This is a genomic window from Parasphingorhabdus sp. (assembly GCF_039968395.1).
Classification (GTDB): domain Bacteria; phylum Pseudomonadota; class Alphaproteobacteria; order Sphingomonadales; family Sphingomonadaceae; genus Parasphingorhabdus.
On the sequence record NZ_JBDVPV010000005.1, the window covers coordinates 1,016,754 to 1,036,077 of the forward strand.

The window sequence follows — 19,324 nt, forward strand, 5'->3', positions numbered from 1 at the left end:
AATCTATTTTGTCTTATTTATAATCAACTTAAGAGCATTATCTTGTATAAACTATGTCATCTGGATATCGGGATGCACGCGTCAATGCGGATAAAGCGGTATGCGCATCATTGTGGCTTGCCGGCACGTTCTGACTCCAGCTCATCACGGGTACCCGTTTCAGTATTTTCCAGACATCTCCCCGCTTTTCGAACCAGTCCAGATAGCGCCCCAGATATGTCATCTCGCTGTCGCACTCATTTCCATCAGCAAGAAAATGATATGCCGTCAGGTAGGTTTCCACTCTGGCCGTCGAACGCATAGCGGGGTCATCAAATTCGATCAGGACGTTGCCGATCATGTGCTGCGTCGCGGCATATTGCTTGATCGCAGATAATAATGATGCGGCGAAGTCATGCGCCGCGACGGGTTCCGCACTGTATGAAACCGTGGCTTCAGGCCAGTAACAATATTTGAGCGCAGCTTCCTCTGCGCGATCTACCGCCCGGCAGTGCAAAGCGAGTATCTGTTTGATCGCGCTTTCATCTGCCAGCTGTGCGTTTTGCGGAACCTCTCCAAAATTGCCCACCATCACCAGTCTCCATTGCGCGCTTATTGCGCTAACTAATTGGGCAATTTACCGGATATTTCTGTCCTGTACCATGATTGGAATTGGCAGGGAGCGGGTGCCGGAAATGGAAGCGACAGAAGATTTGACACAACAGGCGCTGGACAAGCTCGCAATCATGGAACTTCCCGCAAGATACATGCGGGGTCTGGATCGACTTGATCGAGACTTGCTCCGTGCCCAATTCTGGGATGATGCCTGGATGGATTATGGCATTTACACAGGAGGTGCGGATGGCTTTGCAGATTTCTGCATGGAAGCGCTGTCCAGCCATGTTCGCAATCATCACATCATCGGCCAAAACCTGGTCGAAATTGACGGTGATCAGGCATATGGCGAGGTCTATTTTCAGGCTTATCACCGCATTGTCGGGGAAGAAGGTGAAGAGCGCGATGTTGTAATCGCCGGGAGGTACGTCGACCGCTATCAGAAACGGGCTGGAATCTGGAAATTTGCCTATCGCAGCGAAGTCGTGGACTGGGCCCGCGACGATCCGGCAGCTGACGCATTTCTGGCCGGTTCAGGAAACATCTGGGGCGAACGCAAACCGGATGACTCTCTCTATCAACGTGATGCAATGAAGCGCCCAGCAAGCTGATGGCCAACAAACTAACCGCACCGTCTGACCCCGCCCTCGCTCCCGGAGAGGCCCGCTGTCCGGGGCCTTCATTTCAAGACATTATCAACGCGGATCAGGATCAGGTGCCCGACGCTTTGCGGGTTCAGCAATTTGAGTTTATTGGCGACGAGGATATTCCCTTTGACCGCTACATCAGCGATGATTTTGCGCAGTCAGAAACCAATCACATGTGGAACCGGGTCTGGCAATGGGCGTGCCGCGAAGAACATATCCCCGGCCCGGGAGATCGCTATGTCTACGACATTTGTGACTGGTCCATTTTGGTGGTTCGTGGCGAAGATGAAAACATCCGTGCGTTCATCAATTCCTGCCCGCATCGCGGCATGCAATTTGCGGATACGGGCAGCACCGGCGTGCGTCGCAAGACCATCCGATGCCCGTTTCACGGCATGGCGTTTAACCTGGACGGCTCCCTCAACGAAATTCCCTGCCGCTGGGATTTTCCGCATCTGGATGAGAACAATTTTCGGCTGACCGAAATCCAGTGCGATATCTGGGGCGGCTTTGTCTTTATCAATATGGATCCCGATGCCGCACCGCTTGCCGACTATCTGGAAGTCATCCCCGACCATTTCAAACTGTGGTCAATGGATGACCGCCATGTCGCATTGCACACGGAAAAAATTTTGCCGGCCAACTGGAAAATGGCGATGGAAGCCTTTCTCGAGGCTTTTCATGTTCTGGAAACCCACAGTCAGGCGGTGCTGACCGCAGCGGATGCAAACGCGCAATATGACATATTCGGCAAGAATGTCAGTCGCTTCATGCATGCGATCGGCGTCCCCAGTCCGCATGTGCAGCGCGATGTCGATCCGCAAGAGATATTTGGCAAGCTGGGACGCGATCCCGGAACATTACCGGCAGGTGCATCTGCCCGGGCGGCGCACGCCCAGCTGTTGCGTGAAGAATATAGCGAAAAATTCGGTGTCGATCTCTCCGGAAAATCGACGAGTGAGATGCTCGACAGCATTGAGTATTTTCTGTTTCCCAATGCATTTTTCTTCCCCGGAATCAATATCCGTCTTTGCTATCGCTTTCGGCCGATTGATGTCGATCATTGCCTCCACGAAATCCTCGTCTTGCAACCGGTTCCCGAAGGCGAACCGCATCCTGCACCCGCCAGACCGATCCGGTTGGGAGTAGATGACAGCTACACACAGATCCCGGATTTCGCACTGGCCGAGATTCTCGATCAGGATACCGACAATCTGAAAATGCAGCGCACCGGTGCAAAGGCGTCCAGAAAGGGAGCACAGTCTCTGGGTAACTATCAGGAAGCACGGATTCGCCAGATGCATCTGACGCTGGACGAATATTTGAAATCTTCGGACAAGGCGGCGTCTTGATGACCTGCTAGTTGATGACCTGCTAGAACGCGATTGCCGCAACGATGCCGATAAGCACCAGCCACAACAGGAGCGTCAGGCTCACAATAATCAACATCCGTGTCCGCAGCTTGTATTTTCGTTCCACAATCCGGCTTCGTCCAGCTTCGGAATCCTGTGGGACGCCAGACGAAATCCGGCCATCCATCATGGCAGGCGGACACCATAGATCATGACGAGAACAAGCAGGAAGTAGAGCGACACAAGCACGCGCGAGAACAGCCGTTGACGCATGGCATCATCTGCTTCGCGGCGAAGTGCAGAATGCAACGGCGGCTGGACTGATTTGGATTGGGGTGATCTGGATTGGGGTGATGTGTTCACATGGATTTCCGGACTGACACTAAATCAACCGGATAATATCACCGCTTCACAAGCAGGACTTGCAGTTCATATGTATTTTAGCGCTATTCCGGCGCTGTTCGGTGAATGGACACCGTTCCCGGTCGCGATCAGTCCAGCTCCTCGGCCCGGAGCGCTTTGCGATCCAGTTTTCCGATCATCGTCTTGGGCAGAGTATCGCGGACCACAACATCCACAACCCGTTCATGCTTGCCGAGCTGTGGATTGAGCCAGTCTTTCAGTGCCTCGCCCGTCACCTGACCATCTTGTTCCAGCGCGACATAGGCCTTTGGACTTTCCCCGCGATAATCGTCGGGAACACCGATAACCAGCGCCTCCTTAACTGCTTCATGCGTGTACAGAACAGCCTCGACCTGACTCGGGAACACTTTGAAACCGCCCACCGCGATCATGTCTTTCAGCCGGTCAACGATCTTTATGTAACCATCTTCGTCAATCTCTGCGACGTCGCCGGTCCGCAGAAAGCCGTCAATAAAAACCTGCTCATCCTGATCAGGCATGTTCCAGTATCCCTGCATGACCTGCGGGCCTGAAAATATCAGTTCACCGGGCTCACCTTCCGGGACCTGCAAGGTGGGATCTTCCTTGTCGACAAGCTTGACGATCGTACCGGGAACCGGCTGACCAATCGTACCGGACTTATTCAAACCGGCATAAGGATTGGCACTGACAACACCGCTGCTCTCTGTCAGCCCGTAGCCTTCGACCAGCTTGGCACCAGTCTTCGCTTCAAATTTCTTTTTCAGTTCCAGCGGCAACGGTGCGCCACCGGACACGCAGACTTTCAACGAGGAGAAATTTGCCTTGTCGATATCCGGATGATCGAGCAGCGCCTGATACATGGTCGGAACGCCCGGCATGGCAGTAATCTTGTTCCGGGTAATGGCCTTCAGTGTCTGCTTCGCATCGAATCGCGGCAGCATGACGATCTCCCCGCCCCGTTCCACGGTTCGGTTGAGCACGGCGCTGTTGGCAAAGACATGGAAGAAAGGCAGGACGCCCATCAGTCGGTCTTCATCGTCAATATAGGGATCGATACCATTAATCTGGCGGGCATTGGCACTAAGGTTCTGGTGACTGAGCATCGCGCCCTTGGGGGTCCCGGTCGTGCCGCCGGTATATTGCAACAAGGCAATGTCTTTTTCAGGGTGAATATTGGGGACAATATATTTGCCGTCATTATTTGTCAGATCCGCAAAGGGTGTAATCCGGTCATCTTCAGGTTGCGGCGTATTTTCTTTCCGGCGAAACAATCTGTAAAACAAGGCTTTCCCGGCCGGAAGCGCACCGGCGACACTGCCCACGATCAGGCGCTCCAGACTGGATTGCTGGAGAACTTCATATGCCGTTGGGAAAAGGGCTGTAGCCGACATGGTGAAAAGGATTTTCGTGCCGCTATCCTCGACCTGATGATTTAACTCTTCGACGGTATAGAGCGGGGAGAAGTTCACCACCGTCGCTCCGATCGCCATCGCCCCATAATATGCCGTCACATAATGCGGTACATTCGGAAGAAACAGACCAACCCGATCCCCCTTCTTCACTCCAAGGTCTTGCAATCCCCTCGCCACGCGAACCACGCCTGCCGCGACTTCGGCATAGCTGTATTTCCGCCCCATGAAATCGAGTAAGTTCCCCTCGCCGCGGCGGCCGGCGGAACGAAAGAACATACCGGGCATGGAAAGCGGAGCATAAAACTGATCCCACTCGGTCGGATGATTATAGCGCGATTTCCATATCGGAACGGAATCGGATGGCGGCTGTGTTTCGGGGGTATCGGTCATTGACATTCATGTAAGTGAATATGTGCGGGCTGACAATGGTGATCGTCAGCCATGATCGCCATATTCTGGAGTTAACTGCAGATCGGTCTGATCTGCCCGGATCAGCGACGCAGTCATTGGACAGAGCGCAGCGCCTCACGAAAATCACTATGGTTTCGGCGGCTTAAAGGTGCGAACTCATCATTGCTGAGTTCTACAAGATAACCGCTGCCATCGCTTTGCCGTTTAATCGCGACGACATGCGCGCCGTTTATCAAGGCACTGCGATGAGACTGGATGAAACTTCCTCCAGCAACTTCCGCAACTATCTGGGTGAGCGATTTGCGGACCAGCATTACTCCGCGAACGGTGTGGAGCTCTGCATAATTCCCTGCCGCCTTGATCCAGAATATTTCATCAAACGGAAACGACCATATCTTGCCATTTTGCCTTACTTCATATCTGCGTTGCTGCTCATCCTTCGGCAATATGGAGAAAATTCGAAAGATGATTATTGCAGCTGCAACCGCGTAAGCCATCAACCAGATAGCGGCATTGCCCAAACATACCTCGCCATAAGAGTAAATTAGCTCCCGCACGCCCCATCCCGGTGAAGAATATAAATATCGCAAGATGATAGTCAGGATCAGCAGATGACCCGCGCACAAAAGTCCGCCTGCGACCGCAACACGTGCCAACAGTTTTTCCAGATCGTCTGCATCTTGCAGAATTGAACGGGTGGTTATTTCCCAGACCAGACGTGGTACGGCCATCCAGATCGCGTAAAAACCAAACATGATCAATAATTGTGCGGTCAAACTGACGTTGGGGGCCTGCGTTTCTGGATAGGAAGCTCGCATAGCGGCGTCGAACGCGTAGAATATAAATGGGATGACTCCGGCGAACGCCCAATAATAGGGCTGCCACGTCCGGATATCAGAACCAGTTACCTGACCGCCCGACTTAATCTCGGTTTGGCGGTTGGCCGCCAGGGTTGGTTGATCAACTTTCTTCGTCATGGGTACCGCTTCATGAGGACAATCGAAGCCATCATCCGATTTTTTGATCCTGTGGGCAACACCGTCAGCATACTAATTCGAACCGTTGATCACATCGCGCAATTCCCGGTCACGAAATGCCTGGCCGACAACAGAGTCTGGCCGAACCTTTCGCAACCACGGTGGAACCGCACAGAGTCATGGAACTCGCGAATATCGCTTACCAAAATCATGATCAGTCTGAACACCATAAATTGACCGCTGGTCCCTTGGGGCTTGCCAGTCATCCTGCATTCCAAGCTATCTGATCTCAATGAAGTTAGCACAGGAGATTTCACGAAATGTTGAAAATGGAAAAGCCGACCAAAACCACAACAGCTGTTCGAAGCACCAGATATTGCACTGGATTAGCCTGTTCAATTCTCGCCACCCTCTCGTTGAGCCAGATTTCGGCAACGGCACAGACGCCAGACAAATCGGATGATGCGGTCACAATTCAGCCCGGCGACGAGAGATTCAACACACCAGCCTTCGACGACTATCAAGCCGTATATACGAGTTCTTCGTCCAAAACCGGAGGGTTTACCCTACAAGTCAGAAAGTCTGGTGATGGCAAAAAACTGGCGATGATCGATATAATCCCGATGCCGAACTATGTTATCGTCGCGCAGCGCCAGATCGATTTGAAGACTCATCGGGCTGAATTTGGCTCGGGACCCTTTTTCGCATGGGGCCAGGAGTTTGTTGTCAGTTCATCTAACGGGAAAAACTATAGCTGGACCCGCACGCCGATCGGGCCAGGCGCGCCGAAACAGATGCAAGGTACGATTGCCAATGGCGGCTACGTGTCCGAGATGTTTTCACCCACTCTCGCTTCGTTAATGCCGATGTCAGTCGGGACCAGGTTTCAGTTGCCAGAAGCCTATCCGCGAAAAGGAGAATTTGTCTCGTCGGAATATGATTCATATCAGGTGTTACGGAAAGAAAACCTGTCCTTGCCGTCCGGTTTCAGTTGTGATTGCTGGATGATAGAGAAAAAGACCTGGAACGGCATGACCGAACATATCTGGGTATCGCGCAAGGCTCCTTTTGTCTTTCGCCGGATCCGCGATGTTGGTGGCAAGCGTGAATTTCAGTCTGATCTGCTCGCCTTCACGCAGCTCAAGCAATGACCGAGAAAAAGCCTAGTTCGACCACACAGATCGCGACGTTTGGCATCGCAAAGTCAGTCATGATCGTGGCATCTGCATTTGTCCTGTACCCAAGCAGCGCTCCCCCTGTTCAAGCACAGGAAACCGTCGCGCCCCGAACCGAATTATTTGTCGTTAAAGACAATCCCGAAATGGAAAACTTTAACTGGTTGTCAGGCACATGGATGGTTGAAAGCCGCAGCCTCAAAGATCGTTTGTCTCCCGACAAGACATGGGTCAGAAACCGCATGGAAACCCGATATCGCATCCTGCTTGGCGGGTTGGTGGCAATTAATGACACCGTCGGAACTTTCAACAAAAAGCCCATGCACGGAATCATGATCCGGACTTACGATCCGGACAAGAATGAGTGGCTTTTTCAGTGGTTGAGCAAGGGATATCCTCACCTGACAGAACAAGTGCGCGGCCGCTTTGAAAACGGAATTGGCCTGTTCTACGGAACGGAGATTCATCAAGGGCAGAAGTTCAACATGCGTTTTCGATGGAAAATGATTTCGAGGAACCATGCTTTTTGGGAGCAAGCCTATCAAAATCCCGAAACCCATGTCTGGGAACCCAACTGGACATTGGATTTGACCCGGCCAGCGTCAACAGAGCTGGACTATCTGGATCAACGGTGAATTCTGATTACGTGACGATAATGATTTGACCACCCATTTTTTCAGCATGCCATTTGGCTATTCACAAATGCGATTATAACGTATTCGATAGCGATCAGCGCAGTTCGATATTTTGGAGGGAGCAAAGTTATGATCGTCTATGGCTCGCGGATTTCATATTATACCGGCAAGCTGGAAGCCTATTTGCGATACAAGAACATTGCCTACACGCCCTTGCCGACCCCCTATGGCGAAGCCAAAATGCTGAAGGAAAAAGTGGGTGCCGTGCAGATGCCGATTGTGGATGATGACGGGCAGTGGATGTCTGACACCACTCCGATCATCATGCATCTCGAGACTGAACACCCTGACAATCCGGTCTTGCCAAAAGATCCGGTTGTGGGTTTCATTTCACATCTCATAGAGGATTATGGCGACGAGTGGCTGTGGCGCTCGGCCATGTATTATCGCTGGTGGTATCGCTATGACCGGCAGCATGCGTCCAATGTCCTTACCGACGAGGTTATGGGCCACATCAAGCTACCCCGCTGGGTCAAACTCAAGATGATCGTTCGCCGTCAGGTAAATCACTATGTCAAACGGGACGGTGTTACGGAAACGACACGCCACCATATCGAGCAGAGTTATCACAATGCATTGGCGGCGTTGACGGCGATGCTGGAGAACCGACCTTTTCTTCTTGGCAACGCGCCGTCACTGGCTGACTTTGGCATGATGGGCCCGATGTTTCGGCACTATGGCCAGGATCCCACCCCGCAGGAAATAATGCGCAACACGGCACCTGCAGTTTTTGAGTGGGTGGCCCGGATGTGGCGCGCAAAAAATCAAGTTCAACCAGAGTTCGTTGCGCAAGTACCGGAAGATGCTGCACCATTATTGAAGGAGATTTGTGAAACGCACTTGGTGCAACTGACTGCAAATGCAGAAGCTTTTACCGACAATAAAGAACGCTTTGATATGACCGTGCAAGGCTGTGACTACCGGGATATCGCCGTGTCACAATATCGGGTGTGGTGCCTCGAGGAATTGCGCCGCCGTTTTGATTTGCTATCTGCCGATCAGCAAAAATCAGTCAAAGCATTGTTGCCACATGGCGAAGCCGAGGTCCTGTGGAATGCGAAACCTGTGGCACAATCCGGGTTCAACAGCGACAATCATCTCCCCTTTGGAAAAGCCCTGAACGTGTTCAAGGGCGGGGTTCCGTAGCATTGTCTGACGGTTTGAACCAAACCGGACGTCCGACCTGTCTCATTGTGTGTTCCTGTATTCGTATTGGAGATATTGAGGACGTAACGCTAGTGTCCGCTGAGGGCGCAAAAGCGGACACTAGGAATGCAGAAGTTGTCGGTCTGAAATGCGCCTCAGTATCCGACATTTCGGAGGAGTTGGTCGGATCGCGAAGGCAGACATTACGAACAGACACCAAAACCAGCCAAACGAAACTCGGTTCCTTTGCCGGGATTGCTGTTTGCCTCAAAAGTTAAATCAGCTTGCTCCGCCATGGTCTTGACAATGTGCAGGCCCAGACCTTCTCCGTTGCCTTCGGTCTGATTGCGCTCATATGGATTCATAACACGTGCCAATTCCTTTTTGGTCAGACCCTTGCCATTATCGCGAACTTCAATTGACACAATACCGTCGCGCTCGACACAAATGACTTCAACCTCGCCTTGATGGGCATATTTTATAGCATTGGATATCAGGTTGGATAACATACGGATTAGTCCGACCGCGTTGGCTTTTACGGCGACATTTGTGGGGATGAAGATCAGAGCAAGTCCGTTTCGCTTGGCTTCAGCTCCAAACATCCGTTCGAGATTGTCGAACACTACCTGTACCGGCACTACATCGCCTGACGCTGCATGTTCATCGCTACCATCTTCGTCAGGGCGTGCGCTCTTCAATGTATCGCCAAGCACGGCATTGAGATAATCCAGCCCCGATGCCAGTTTTTGCTTGAGATCCGGGCTTGATGTCTCCGCCTGTTCGAGCGCGAGTTGCAGGCTGGTAAGCGGCTGGCGAAGATCATGACTGGCCATCGCCAATCGCTCTCGATGCTTTTCGGCCAAGACTTTTGCACGGTCTCGGTCCTTCTCCGCTTCTAACTGCGCACGCGTGGCAGTCAGGCTTTCTTGCGCAGCGGCAAGCTCGCTTTTCAAAGCGTCATCGCGTTGATCACGCAGCGCAAATGTCTGACGAAGCATCGCCGCTGCAAACACCGAGGCATCGAGCAATTGCAACGCCTTTACGTTGCGTACCACCTCAAAGGCATAGCTGACCTCTGACAGAAATTTGTTCGCTATACTGTATGACAGATAGCTAATGAAAATCGCGACACCCAGGATGAAAAAACCGGAACCTTCAATCCTAGACTTAAAGGCCAAAATTGCCGCACCCACACTAATGGCGACAAAGGTCCATGCGACAATATTGAAAAGAAGTTGGTAAATTTCCGTTCCATTCAAAAATGGGTAAACTGCGGCGGTGGCAACTACTAAACCAATGAAAGCTCTTGGGAGGATAAGAAGGCGGGGATGGCGTCGTTTGATATCCAAAAAAGAAACTATGAAGAGTTGGTAGGATATCACCATCAACACTTGCCAAAGTAACCGCGTCAATGCGTGAAAATTGGGATCACCGGCATAGAAGAATTGGCTGAAGTAGCCGTCTTGCTGGAAATTCAAAGAGATTGAGGCAAATAGGAACACAAGGTAAAATCTTGCAGGTTTAGAATCCAGCAGAAGAGCCAGAAGCAATAGGAACACCAAAAGGGTAAGGCCAACCCCATAAAAGGCTATGTTGACAATGGTATTCTTGACACGATGCGCGGTTAGGTCAGCTTCTTCCCGCAGGTAAATTGGCGTGGCTCCAGCATTCTTCCCATCCTGAAATTGCACCCAAAGCCTGATCTCTTCTTTCGGGGCGAGCGGCACTGGAATCGAAGCCAAAATAAGCTCAGGCCGGATGCGGTCTTCGATCTGTTGAGCAGGCAATTGGGCGTCCAAGATCAGTTCGATTTCGTCGCTTTGCTCAAGATAGATGACATAACCTTTGTTAGTGAAATGCTCGGTGTCCAAGACACGGCTTATCGGCTTGTTGGTGGTATTATCGATCCTCAAATAGCCCCAATCACCGTCAGCCGTTGTCTCTGGCATGATCTGATTGGGGATCGAAATGTTGATCGCATTTTGCTCTGCCTGTCTTCGTACAGCGACGTCATTAAGGTCAAAATTCCTGTCCGCGACAATCACCATATGCTCCACAATGTTCACATCATTATTGGTGGCAGTCAGTTCGAGTGTTTGAGCCATCGCTGACGTCACCCCAAGCAGAAAAGACAAGACAAGGCAGATCAATCTGCATATAGTTTTGAGGCTATTGGGGGGAAGTGTATTTGACATTACCAATGGGCCAGCGCCGTGCGGTTATCGCAGACGACCATGCGGTCGTTCGGGATGGTCTGCGCGCTATCCTTGAAGAAATTGACGATGTCGAAATCGTCGGCGAAGCTGAAAATGGCCTGGAAGCCATTTCGCTTTCCAAGGAACTGCAACCCACTTTGCTTACCCTTGATGCCGGTATGCCGCTTGCCAAGGGAATGGAAGTTTTTGTTGAAGTGCGCCGATGGAGCCCTGAAACGCGCATCGTTGTCATTACCGGCTTCAATGCAAAAGGGCATCTTGCCGATTGGATTGCAGCGGAGGTAGACGGTCTGCTTTTGAAATCGACCAAACCGGATGAAATGCGCAAGGGTTTTCAGGTGGTGTTGGGTGGCGGCTCTTATGTTGCACGGGAGGTGTTGGCCATTTTGGGAGAACACACCGAAGTGCCGCCACTGACCGCAAGGGAACGTCAAGTTTTGCATTTGATTGCCGATGGATGCAACAATGCCGAAATAGCGGAACGATTGAGTGTAAGCGCCAAAACGGTTGATAATCATCGCACACGTTTGATGGCAAAGCTGGATGTCCACTCGGTTGCACAGCTTATTGCCTATGCGCTGAAAGAAGGACTGCTGGATCAAACGCGCCAATTGTGATCCTTGTGCAAATGTGGTCATCACCGCCGCAGCACATACATCAAATAATGCTACGTCCCGGATGTTAGATTGCTTTCTGTCGCTGCCCCTCATTCTTCGAGGTCTATCAGAATTTTCTCTTTTTCTGAATGAGGAAAATCCCTCATTCTCTGGTGCCTGATTCCGTCCCAGCGGACAGAAAAAGATTCTCCAAATTGCAATATAGGGGATCGACCTCATGACGGCATGGAACGACGTCCTTTACTCCCAGTGACAAGGCAAGACGCAATCTGCCGAAATTTGGAGAAAGGAAATATAATGGCCCAATCAGTAAATACATCCCGTCGCGGAGCGATGAAACTCGCTGCTGCCTTTGCGATAGCACTTCCCATGACCGGTGCTTCTTTCATTACATTGGCCCCTGAAGCCCATGCACAGGTTACCAAAAAACGTGTCGATGGCATCTATCAAGCAACGGACAACGGATCTCTCATCAATGAATTTAAGATGGACATATTTGGTGGGCTCGAGGTTTTCCCGATTCGCCGCGGCAAAAAAGGTAAAGCTGTTATCTACGAAAAAGTAAAAGACGGCGTGTGGCGAGAAGCAGGTCTTTTCAAGAAGAACCGTGCAACTTACACGTTTACGAATTCCGGTGCGATGGTCTGGAAAAGAGGCGCGACCAAAATAACTCTAGTGCGAACGGGTCAAATCGCTGGCGATACAAACAAATATAATCTTGAAGGCGAATTTCGGTTCGCAAACAATCGCAGAAACATCAACAAGTTTCGAATGACCGATGGCAACACAGCTACGGTCACACCCATCCGGAAGGGAAAGACCGGGAAAGCCGTCACTTATAAACGGATTAGTGATAGCGAGTTCAAAGATACTCGAGGCAGCGGTGTCTATACCGTTTTACCCAATGGCAATTTGCTTTGGGAAAGCCGGGACAACCGTAACACCCGGATCAACCTCACTAAAAAATGACACAAACATCGCTGGTGCACCCCCAAGAAATCTAGCGGTGCACCAGCATTTTGCGCGATCATCATTGTTTTGACCCAATTTTCGAAAGATAAACCTATGCAAAGCTCTGCTTCATCAATCTTCCATACTCCCAGAGTTCATATTACAAATTGGGCGGTTTCATTCTTGTTCATTCTCGCAGCAATAGGTGCGTTGACGGTTCCGGTTTCCGTCGGTCCACTGTCTTCCGGGGTCTATGCACAAAGCTGCGGTGGTGAAGGTCAGAAGGCTTGTTTCCCGACAAAATGTAATGGCCGTTTGGTATTGGATTTCATCAAAGGTGTTTGCATCCGCAAGGACAACGACATCGTCAATACGGTCAAAGATGGGGCGGCAGCAACCGGACAAGCGATCAAGCAGGCTTTGAAGAGACCGAATACATGCGGTGGACTTGGTCAAAAGCCTTGCCCTCCTCCGCACATACCTTCCTGCAATGGCCGACTGGTTCAACATTTCATCAAAAATCAATGTATTCAGAATGACGCTGATATTGTGAATCTGGCAAAAAATACCGTAAAAGAGAGTGGAAATCTGCTGGGTATAGTCATTCGATCCATGACAAATTGCAGTCTGGATATAATGATGCGGAACCGGCAGCGGGTTGATCAATCAGTACTTGCGCAGCGGATGATGTCCAGCAGCTGTATGCGGACCATCTTAAACGAAGCAAAGCGGGCCGGATATCAAACCGTGACTTTTGGTGCCAGTGGCGGCGGTGCATTTGGTGTCGGATTTGAAGGCGAAAATGGTTTCGCATTCGATGTGAATGGCAAGCAGTCTGTCGCTACATATCACACTCTTGGGGTCAAGTTTATTGCTCTGGGCGCAGGGTCTGCGGTTACCGTTGGAATGTACAAGAAAAACAACCATGCATTTGGTGGAGATGCCCATGGCGCGACAGTTGCATTTGCTGCGATAGGAGGCAGCGGCGCATCGGCCTATTTCAATTATGATAGCGGTGAGGTTGAAGGTGTTTCTGCTTTTTTGACTGGTGGTGCGCGTGCGGAGCTATCCTATGTTCGAAATACGACAAAGGTGCTGCCTACCCGCATTGCAGCGTCATCGTCACCTGCTTTCGTTCGGCCGGTTGTCGAAGAAGAGACATATCCTGATTACTATCCTGAACCAGATTACTATCCCGAACCGGGCTATGTAGCCCCGAAGCCCACAACTGCAGAATTGGCACAAGGGGCTGCGAACAATATTGCAGCGGCTATTACCGAAGCAATTATTGCAAGACGGGAGATCAAGAGAGCCCAAAAAGCGCGAGATGCTCAACGCACGATGTTAAAATTGTGCAATCGAACGGGTTCCAAAAAAATTGCGATCGGATTTGCCTATTGGAAAGAAGCCGCCATAGGCGGAGAGGCCGGTTGGTTTTCACAGGGGCGTTATTTTGCCAAGCGAAAAAAATGTGCGAACCTGTTTTTGCCAGATGGACCGGATGGAAAAGGCTTGGAATATTCTGTCCGTGTTTGGGCATTTGATCCAGAAACCGGCAAAAACTGGACCGGTAACAGCACACCAATGTGTACAGATAAAGAGAGGGCTTATGCGTTCCGCAATGCCGATACATTACCTTGCATTGGCGGCACGTTGCGCGTGTTCCATTCAATATCAATCGAAGCCGGCCGTGGCGAGAATGTCTACAATTTCACAGATTGACCAACGTTGGGCGCAAAAGCGGACACAACAATTTAACCAAGCCTAACGATGCTTACTACGGCGAATCAAAAATCGCCAAGGATGGCGAGATTTGCCAAATTCCAGCGAAGGCCGCGGCGCATTAGTTGCGGTTACCAGATTACGGTTTCGTTCGAGAAAAATGGCAGTGAGGATTCCTGCGATTGCGCCAAACAGATGTGATTCAAAAGAAACGAAGCCGGCGGTGGGCAATACACCAAACACCATACCGCCATAAAAAAAGACAACGCCTAGCGCGACTACAATGTTGCGGAAACTGCGCTCTATCCATCCAAGTGCAATGGTCAGGCTCCATAACCCGAATATCCAGCCACTTGCGCCAATGTGCAGTGCATCCCGGGCAAATAGCCAAACGAGGATGCCGGTGATTGCAATGATCATGAAGCTGGCGATCACAAAATAGCGCCTGCCATTGAGCAAACACAGGAAACTGAACACCACTATCGCAAGCATGTTGTTTCCCAAATGCGTCAAATCACCATGCAGCCACGGCGCGACGAAGATCGTGTAAATGCTGTCAATCTCTCGCGGTTCGATGCCGTAATTATTCAGATAGCCGCCGGATAACAGATTGGCGAAATGAACCGCGACAAATAATCCACATAGGATCGCTATGACTTTCAGGCGTTCTGTTAGATTGGGAATATTCATAGGCCCGTTTGGTCTAGCATCCGGTCAACCGCACTGCAAATTTGCAGGATCCAGGGCCGCTGCTAAGGGCGCTGAACGAACCGTATCGACCCACGTCAATCCGAGTTCGCAACGCTTTGATCGATATTGAATGTTGATTACTCGCTCCCTATCTCAGTTCTTTACGCCAACGGGAGCGCGTCATGTCTAAACCTGCAGAATTCTGGAACAAAATCGCTGAAGGATATGCCAATTCCAAGATACGGGATGAACGCGCCTATGAGAAGAAGTTGAAACTCACACAAAACCTCTTCCCGTCCAATGCTGAAGTCCTCGAAATCGCCTGCGGCACGGGCACGACGGCTCTGCGCCACGCTCCGCATGTCGCCCAGTATCTGGCGACGGATATTTCATCCGGGATGCTGGAAATTGCGCGCAAGAAAGCGGAAGATCAAGGCGTAAGCAATGTAACCTTTTCGGAGCAGGACATCGGCATGGCTTGCTGGCCGTCCGCTCAATATGACGCCGTGCTCGCCATGAGTATCCTGCATCTTCTGCCGGACCGGTCCGCCGGGCTTGCCAAGATCCGCGATACGCTAAAACCGGGTGGCAGATTCATTTCTTCAACCGTTTGTCTCGGCAATATGGCATTTTTCTTTCCGCTCCTGATCAGCGCAATGAAGTTGATCGGCAAAGCTCCGAAAGTTGTGGACAGTTTGACTCATGAAGAGCTTGCCGCAGCCATCACCGAGGCTGGGTTTATCATCGAAGATCATCACCGAATGAGCAAGGCCAAGGTCGCTTTCATCGTTGCGCGAAAACCTGAATAAGCGGCGTTGTGTAGACTGCTTTGGGCGTGAGAGCGGCTGATATGGATAGTTTCAACTTGGTTATGAATTGTTCCAATAGATTATAATTAGTGTAAGCTCGCTCGATGCACGAGCTACTTACGAACTTTGTGATAAAGCCTGAATTGTTTTCTACGTACACAACTCCAAAGCTCTGGAGCGATCCACATATCTCAAACAAGATGTTGGCTGCTCATATTGATCCATCCAATGATCGTGCATCAAGAAAACCGGAAACCATTGCAGCTTCTGTCGCTTGGTTGGATGATCGGTTGAAGCTTCAGGGTAAAAAGCTCTGCGATCTTGGGTGCGGACCTGGACTGTACGCCAGACAGTTCGGCGAACGTGGTGCGGAAACAACTGGAGTTGATATCTCTTCGAACTCTATCGAATACGCACGCAAAAACGCAACCGGATCGACGCAACCGATCAAATATGAGATTTTGGACTATACTCATGATCCCCTGCCTTCGGGTATGGATATCTTCACTTTGATATATTGCGATTTTTGCGTCCTTGCCAGCGACCAGCGTCACCAACTGCTCCGGCAGATACACAAGAGCCTCAACGATGACGGTCAGCTTGCGTTGGATGTGTATTCATTCGTCGGGTTTTCAAACTTCCGTGAAGGAATTTCGATCGAACATAATCTTATGAATGGGTTTTGGTCATCAGAAGACTATGTGGGCCTGCACAATTCATTCAGATATGAAAGCGAGAAAGCGAGCCTTGATCGATATCTAATTATCCAACCAGAAAAGCACTGGGAAGTCTGCAACTGGCTTCAGTATTTCTCCATTGATAGCATCAGAATGGAGCTGGAAACCGCAGGCTTTCAGATTGATCATCTGGCTTCCTCAATGACAGGCGAAGTCTATAACGATACCAGCGAGCAGATAGCTATCATCGCCTCCGCCATCTGAACTGACACTAATTCTTGTCCGTTCTGTCTAATCTCCGCTTTCGGGATAAAGCCGAAATCCGATCCCTGCGCTGTTTGAGTTCCACTCCGCGATCTTCTGTTGGCAATCTGCTCGCCACTTCCATATAGATAGAGGCCAAAGCTCTTGAGGACATGCCGAAAATGACTGAAGCCCAGCCCGCGTCGGTACCGGCGGCAAAATCATCGGTCATATTTGTATTTCTCGTGGTTCTCATCGACATGCTCGGTTTCGGTATCATCATGCCGGTTCTTCCCACCCTGATAACGCAAATCACCGGCGGCAGCCTGTCAGAGGCGGCGGTGGATGCCGGCTGGCTGGCTTTCGCTTATGCCGCGATGCAGTTTTTGTTCGGCCCGGTCATCGGCAATCTTTCAGATCGTTTCGGACGCCGGCCAGTGTTGCTGGGCGCACTTGGTGGATATGCGATTGCTTACACGCTGATGGGATTTGCCCCAACATTGTTGTGGTTGTTCGTGGCACGTATTGTTGCGGGTATCATGGGAGCGAGTTTCAGCACCGCTTATGCTTATATTGCCGATATCACGCCCCCGGAAAAGCGGTCACAAAATTTTGGGCTCATTGGCGCTGCCTTTGGCCTGGGCTTTATTTTTGGCCCTGCAATCGGCGGGATATTGGGAGAATATGGGGTTCGTTTGCCCTTTTTTGCAGCTGGCGGTCTCGCGGCGCTCAATCTGGTCTTCGGTTTCTTCATGTTGCGCGAAAGCCTGCCCAAAGAGAAACGACGGCCATTTCAACTGGCCCGTGCCAATGCAGTTACGGCCCTCAAGGGGCTGGGCGGACAAAACCGCGTGGTGCTCTGGTACGCGGCTGCTCTCACAATCTGGATGACCGGGCACGTCGTCTATCCGGTGGTCTTCGCGTTTTTTGCAATGGAGAGCTTTGGCTGGAGCGGGATCACGATTGGCATTGCCCTGGCCTGTGTTGGTATTGGTGCGGCCATTGTCCAGGGCCTGCTGATCCGGGTGCTCATTCCGCGAATTGGCGAACGAAATGCGGTAATTATCGGGGCTGTGAGCATGGCTATCAGCACCGTTTTCTACGTGATCGCGGGGCCCGGTCAGGGATGGATGATATTTGTCGCCATTCCGATCGGGGCTTTGCAAGGACTATTCCAGCCTTCGATTAACGGCCTGATGAGTCAGGCAGTCTCTGACGATACGCAAGGCGAATTGCAGGGAGCCGTATCCAGTCTGCAAAGCATCGCATCGGTGATTGGGCCGCCATTGTTTACGGCGGTGTTTGCTGCATTCACGATACCCGGCGCCCTCGCCTACTTGCCGGGCGCGCCATTTGGCCTAGCAGGAATTATCGCGGCCATAGCTTTGGTCGTGTTCTTGCGCGGCTATGCCATGCATTGTCACAGCGATGATGTACCACCTCCTGCCGCTGAGCCGGTCGTTCCCTAAACAGCGCTATACCAGGCAGTACCGTCCTTGATCTCATGGACAGCCCGGCCGGTATATTCCAGATGGCGCAAAGTTGCCATCGCCTCTCCGGAGGCCATCCCGATCACATCTTCGCCAATCGGGCGGGAAAACAGCAATGGGAAACTGTCGACCACGCGCATCGGTTTTTGCGCCAGCGCTTCTGCCAGATCATCCAGCGCCTCATTATGCCGCGCCGCCAATGTGTCGAGCCGCTGATGCGCCCCTTTAAAGGGTCGTCCATGCGCCGGCAGAATGAGGAGATTGGGATCAATTTCTGCCCGGAACCGGTCAATGCTCTCCAGCCATTCTCCCAGAGGATCCGCTTCCGGCTCGCTTAGCATCACGGATATGTTGGACGTGATCCTGGGCAAAATCTGATCGCCTGAAATCATCACATGATTGGCGTCGTCGATCAGGCAGGCATGTTCCGGTGTATGGCCACGACCGATCATGATCCGCCAGTCATTGTCACCGATGCGTAGCTGATCATCTTCATCCATACGGATGTGGCCAATCGGCAGCCGGGACACTGCACTCGCAAACCGGCCCCAGCCTTTCTTTGCAAAATTGTCGATCAATCGGTCTTCCCAGCCCGCAAAGCGCCATTGATCAAGAGCTTCCTGGGGGACTTCCTCGCCATTGTCTGCCGTGAGCATCCGTGCCAGCAGCCATTCCGTGCGGTTCATGTGCACCGGAGCCTTGAAACGGTTCGCAAGCCAGCCTGCGCAACCGACATGGTCGGGATGATAGTGGGTAACAACGATTTTCGTCGCGGTCTTCCCGTTCAATCCGTTTTCAAACAGATGTTTCCAGGAATCGATAACAGCCGGCATGAACAGGCCGGTATCGACAATGGCAAAGCCGGGCTCGCCATTCTCGTGAACATCGTCGAGTACCCAGTTATTGATATGGCCCAATGGTCCGGGAACCGGCGTCCGCGTCCAGCCTATGCCGGGCATCAGCTCAAAATATTCGCCATATTTGGGTTCATAGTCGCCGAGCGGATAGGTCAGCCCCTCCGCTTCGATCGGATCGAAGCCATGATCAGCCAGCGTTGCATCATATGCCGGGGGTTTGCGCGGTGCGTCCATGACCTGACTCTAACCCGATCCGGCG

Annotated in this window: 20 protein-coding genes; 11 read left to right on the forward strand and 9 right to left on the reverse strand. The window is 51.5% G+C overall.

Annotated features, from left to right (window positions below; all coding sequences use genetic code 11):
• Positions 1 to 37 precede the first annotated feature (37 nt).
• Entirely contained in the window at positions 38 to 571 is a 534-nt protein-coding gene (locus ABJI30_RS15620) for a nuclear transport factor 2 family protein (protein ID WP_348017612.1), read from the reverse strand.
• Between the two features lie 103 nt (positions 572 to 674).
• Between ABJI30_RS15620 and ABJI30_RS15625 the strand changes: the two genes are divergently transcribed.
• Together ABJI30_RS15625 and ABJI30_RS15630 are read left to right on the forward strand one after the other, a co-directional pair.
• Entirely contained in the window at positions 675 to 1,205 is a 531-nt protein-coding gene (locus tag ABJI30_RS15625) for a nuclear transport factor 2 family protein (RefSeq protein ID WP_348025459.1), read from the forward strand.
• Entirely contained in the window at positions 1,205 to 2,593 is a 1,389-nt protein-coding gene (locus tag ABJI30_RS15630) for an aromatic ring-hydroxylating dioxygenase subunit alpha (protein ID WP_348017614.1), read from the forward strand. Before ABJI30_RS15625 ends, ABJI30_RS15630 begins: the two co-directional genes overlap by 1 nt.
• Positions 2,594 to 2,615: 22 nt before the next feature.
• On the opposite strand, the gene ABJI30_RS15635 is transcribed toward ABJI30_RS15630, so the two are convergent.
• The 4 genes from ABJI30_RS15635 to ABJI30_RS15650 form a co-directional block, all read right to left on the reverse strand.
• Complete coding sequence (locus ABJI30_RS15635) at positions 2,616 to 2,783, reverse strand: hypothetical protein (protein WP_348017615.1); 168 nt, start codon at positions 2,781 to 2,783, stop codon at positions 2,616 to 2,618.
• Positions 2,780 to 2,956, reverse strand: coding sequence for a hypothetical protein (locus tag ABJI30_RS15640; RefSeq protein ID WP_348017616.1), 177 nt, complete (start codon positions 2,954 to 2,956; stop codon positions 2,780 to 2,782). Before ABJI30_RS15640 ends, ABJI30_RS15635 begins: the two co-directional genes overlap by 4 nt.
• Before the next feature lie 128 nt (positions 2,957 to 3,084).
• Positions 3,085 to 4,779, reverse strand: coding sequence for a long-chain fatty acid--CoA ligase (locus tag ABJI30_RS15645; RefSeq protein ID WP_348017617.1), 1,695 nt, complete (start codon positions 4,777 to 4,779; stop codon positions 3,085 to 3,087).
• 113 nt (positions 4,780 to 4,892) lie between these two features.
• Entirely contained in the window at positions 4,893 to 5,777 is an 885-nt protein-coding gene (locus ABJI30_RS15650) for a LytTR family DNA-binding domain-containing protein (protein WP_348017618.1), read from the reverse strand.
• A 320-nt stretch (positions 5,778 to 6,097) separates the two neighbouring features.
• Here ABJI30_RS15650 and ABJI30_RS15655 point away from each other — a divergent pair, with 320 nt between their 5' ends.
• From ABJI30_RS15655 to ABJI30_RS15665, 3 genes are all read left to right on the forward strand, one after another.
• Positions 6,098 to 6,928: a hypothetical protein gene (locus tag ABJI30_RS15655; protein ID WP_348017619.1), complete on the forward strand. Its 831-nt coding sequence runs from the start codon at positions 6,098 to 6,100 to the stop codon at positions 6,926 to 6,928.
• A complete protein-coding gene (locus tag ABJI30_RS15660; protein WP_348017620.1) occupies positions 6,925 to 7,587 on the forward strand; it encodes a DUF1579 family protein in 663 nt (220 codons plus the stop codon). Before ABJI30_RS15655 ends, ABJI30_RS15660 begins: the two co-directional genes overlap by 4 nt.
• 129 nt (positions 7,588 to 7,716) lie before the next feature.
• Positions 7,717 to 8,793 (forward strand): glutathione S-transferase family protein, encoded by a 1,077-nt coding sequence (locus ABJI30_RS15665; RefSeq protein ID WP_348017621.1) that lies wholly within the window; start codon positions 7,717 to 7,719, stop codon positions 8,791 to 8,793.
• A gap of 203 nt (positions 8,794 to 8,996) precedes the next feature.
• Here the strand turns inward: ABJI30_RS15665 and ABJI30_RS15670 are convergent, their stop codons facing one another.
• A complete protein-coding gene (locus ABJI30_RS15670; protein WP_348017622.1) occupies positions 8,997 to 10,898 on the reverse strand; it encodes a sensor histidine kinase in 1,902 nt (633 codons plus the stop codon).
• Between the two features lie 83 nt (positions 10,899 to 10,981).
• On the opposite strand from ABJI30_RS15670, the gene ABJI30_RS15675 reads away from it, so the two are divergent.
• Both ABJI30_RS15675 and ABJI30_RS15680 read left to right on the forward strand, forming a co-directional pair.
• A complete protein-coding gene (locus tag ABJI30_RS15675) occupies positions 10,982 to 11,626 on the forward strand; it encodes a response regulator transcription factor (protein WP_348017623.1) in 645 nt (214 codons plus the stop codon).
• A 297-nt stretch (positions 11,627 to 11,923) separates the two neighbouring features.
• Positions 11,924 to 12,595 (forward strand): hypothetical protein, encoded by a 672-nt coding sequence (locus ABJI30_RS15680; RefSeq protein WP_348017624.1) that lies wholly within the window; start codon positions 11,924 to 11,926, stop codon positions 12,593 to 12,595.
• A 159-nt stretch (positions 12,596 to 12,754) separates the two neighbouring features.
• On the opposite strand, the gene ABJI30_RS15685 is transcribed toward ABJI30_RS15680, so the two are convergent.
• A complete protein-coding gene (locus tag ABJI30_RS15685) occupies positions 12,755 to 13,243 on the reverse strand; it encodes a hypothetical protein (RefSeq protein WP_348017625.1) in 489 nt (162 codons plus the stop codon).
• A gap of 36 nt (positions 13,244 to 13,279) precedes the next feature.
• On the opposite strand from ABJI30_RS15685, the gene ABJI30_RS15690 reads away from it, so the two are divergent.
• Positions 13,280 to 14,299: a hypothetical protein gene (locus tag ABJI30_RS15690; RefSeq protein WP_348017626.1), complete on the forward strand. Its 1,020-nt coding sequence runs from the start codon at positions 13,280 to 13,282 to the stop codon at positions 14,297 to 14,299.
• A 42-nt stretch (positions 14,300 to 14,341) separates the two neighbouring features.
• Here ABJI30_RS15690 and ABJI30_RS15695 read toward each other — a convergent pair whose 3' ends face one another.
• Positions 14,342 to 14,989 carry a rhomboid family intramembrane serine protease gene (locus tag ABJI30_RS15695; protein WP_348017627.1) on the reverse strand — a complete coding sequence of 216 codons (648 nt, stop codon included), beginning with the start codon at positions 14,987 to 14,989 and terminating at the stop codon, positions 14,342 to 14,344.
• Positions 14,990 to 15,171: 182 nt separating this feature from the next.
• On the opposite strand from ABJI30_RS15695, the gene ABJI30_RS15700 reads away from it, so the two are divergent.
• From ABJI30_RS15700 to ABJI30_RS15710, 3 genes are all read left to right on the forward strand, one after another.
• Positions 15,172 to 15,798 (forward strand): methyltransferase domain-containing protein, encoded by a 627-nt coding sequence (locus tag ABJI30_RS15700; RefSeq protein WP_348017628.1) that lies wholly within the window; start codon positions 15,172 to 15,174, stop codon positions 15,796 to 15,798.
• Between the two features lie 104 nt (positions 15,799 to 15,902).
• Positions 15,903 to 16,739, forward strand: coding sequence for a class I SAM-dependent methyltransferase (locus ABJI30_RS15705; protein WP_348017629.1), 837 nt, complete (start codon positions 15,903 to 15,905; stop codon positions 16,737 to 16,739).
• Positions 16,740 to 16,900: 161 nt separating this feature from the next.
• The gene (locus tag ABJI30_RS15710) at positions 16,901 to 18,187 is read left to right on the forward strand and encodes a TCR/Tet family MFS transporter (protein ID WP_348017630.1); all 1,287 of its coding nucleotides are present in this window, start codon (positions 16,901 to 16,903) and stop codon (positions 18,185 to 18,187) included.
• Here ABJI30_RS15710 and ABJI30_RS15715 read toward each other — a convergent pair.
• On the reverse strand, positions 18,184 to 19,299 hold the full coding sequence (locus ABJI30_RS15715) for an MBL fold metallo-hydrolase (protein ID WP_348017631.1): 1,116 nt from the start codon (positions 19,297 to 19,299) through the stop codon (positions 18,184 to 18,186). The two genes, ABJI30_RS15710 and ABJI30_RS15715, sit on opposite strands and share 4 nt — an antisense overlap.
• Positions 19,300 to 19,324: the final 25 nt, after the last annotated feature.